Raw genomic sequence first — 1858 nt, forward strand, 5'->3', positions numbered from 1 at the left:
GACCGGCCTGCCCGACGTCGACGGGCCGGGCGAGGACGAGTGGGACGCTCTCGCGGACGAGGCCGGCGGGCTCGGGGCCGGGGCGGACCCGGCCGGTGACGGCGGGTCGTCGGTCGACCCGGGAGCGGGGATGACGCACGCCTGGATCTTCACCGGCCCGCCCGGGTCCGGCCGGTCGGTGGCGGCGCGCGCCTTCGCCGCCGCCCTGCAGTGCGTGCACGGCACCGGCTGCGGGACGTGCCCCGGCTGCCACACCACCATGACCGGCACCCACGCCGACGTCCGGCTGGTGGCGCCGGAGGGGCTCTCCATCGGCGTCAACGAGATGCGCGCGCTGGTGCTGCGCGCCGCGAGCACCCCGTCCGGCGGGCGCTGGCAGGTGGTGGTCATCGAGGATGCCGACCGGCTCACCGAGGCGGCCGGCAACGCGCTGCTCAAGGCGGTCGAGGAGCCTCCGCCGCGGACGGTCTTCCTGCTCTGCGCCCCGTCCACCCACCCCGACGACATCTCGGTGACCATCCGGTCGCGCTGCCGGGTCGTACCGCTGCGGCAGCCGCCGGCCGCCGCGGTGGCCGAGGAGCTGGTCCGCCGGGACGGCGTCGCGCCCGACATGGCGCAGTGGGCGGCGGCGGCCGCGCAGGGTCACGTGGGACGGGCCCGGCGGCTGGCCCGCGACCCGGAGGCGCGCGGGCGCCGGGAGTCGGTGCTGGCGGTGCCCCGCCGGCTGACCGGCGTCGGCGCCGCCTTCGACGCGGCGTCCACGCTGATCGAGGCGGCCGAGGCGGAGGCCGAGGCGTCGGTGGCGGAGAGCGACGCCCCCGAGCGGGCGGCGCTGGAGACGGCGCCCGGCGCGGGCGGCACCGGGCGGGGTGCGGCCGGCGCGATCCGCGGCGCCGCCGGGCAGCTCAAGGACCTGGAGAAGCGGCAGAAGTCGCGGGCCACCCGCGCGCAGCGCGACGCGCTGGACCGGGCCCTGGTCGACCTGGCCGGCTTCTACCGGGACGCGCTCACCATGGCGCTGCGGGCCCCCGTCGCGCCGGTGCACACCGACACCGCCGCGCTGGCCGCCGCCGGCGCGGAGAAGTGGGACGCCGAGGGGTCGCTGCGCCGACTGGAGGCCGTGCTGGCCTGTCGGGCGGCGATCGAGGCGAACGTCAAGCCCCGGATCGCCGTCGAGGCGATGATGCTCTCGCTCTGGAAGGGCTGACCTCGCCGGTCCCGTGCGCCGGACCGGCTGTCCACAGCCATCGACACGCGCGATTGCCGTGAGGTACGGTCCGGTGTGCCGTGGTGACGGTGGCGGCACGCTCAGTGAGTTTTCGCCCGGGAGGAGTCCGCCGATGCCGCGGGGGGAGATCGACGAGGCCTGGATCGAGGAGGCGGTGCGGCGCTACCGCCGGATCGAGTCCCTCCAGGCCGAGTTCGACCAGGCGGTGTCGACGGTCGAGGTGACCGTCCGGTCGCCGGACGGGCTGGTCGAGGTGGTGGTGACCGCCGGGGGGCGGATCACCGACGTCCGCTTCCTCGGCCCGCTGCACACCCGCAGCCCCCGGGACGTCGCCGGTTCCGTCCAGGCCGCGGTCACCGCGGCGGCCGATGCCGCGCAGTGGGCGCGGGAGAAGCTGCACAACGAGACCTTCGCCGCCTACCGGCCGCTCGCGGGAGCCTGAGATGGAGAGCCTGCGCGCCCTCGCCGCCCGACTGGACGAGGCGAGCGAGACCATGACCGGGGTGTCCCGCACGGTCACCGCCGGCGACCCGCCGCAGGCCGCGTTCGGCGCCGACACCGCCGGCCGGCCCGGCGAGATCGGCCGCGCCCTGCACCGGCAGTGGGCCGCCGCCACCGGCGACCGGGCCC

The 1858-nt window shown here is 77.6% G+C and carries 2 protein-coding genes and 1 pseudogene; all 3 read left to right on the top strand.

Going from position 1 to position 1858, the window contains the following annotated elements:
* Positions 1-7: 7 nt before the first annotated feature.
* Complete coding sequence (locus tag NCC78_RS31450) at positions 8-1207, top strand: DNA polymerase III subunit delta' (RefSeq protein WP_250799071.1); 1200 nt, start codon at positions 8-10, stop codon at positions 1205-1207.
* 133 nt (positions 1208-1340) lie between these two features.
* The gene (locus tag NCC78_RS31455; protein WP_250799069.1) at positions 1341-1670 is read left to right on the top strand and encodes a YbaB/EbfC family nucleoid-associated protein; all 330 of its coding nucleotides are present in this window, start codon (positions 1341-1343) and stop codon (positions 1668-1670) included.
* 1 nt (position 1671) lies between these two features.
* Positions 1672-1858, top strand: a pseudogene (locus tag NCC78_RS31460) (hypothetical protein); the annotation flags it as partial.

The sequence above is a fragment of the Micromonospora phytophila genome (genome assembly GCF_023656545.1).
Lineage (GTDB): Bacteria > Actinomycetota > Actinomycetes > Mycobacteriales > Micromonosporaceae > Micromonospora > Micromonospora phytophila.

Coding starts and splice junctions, on each gene's coding strand:
- NCC78_RS31455 (WP_250799069.1), top strand. CDS start 1,341: ATGCCGCGGGGGGAGATCGACGAGGCCTGGATCGAGGAGGCGGTGCGG.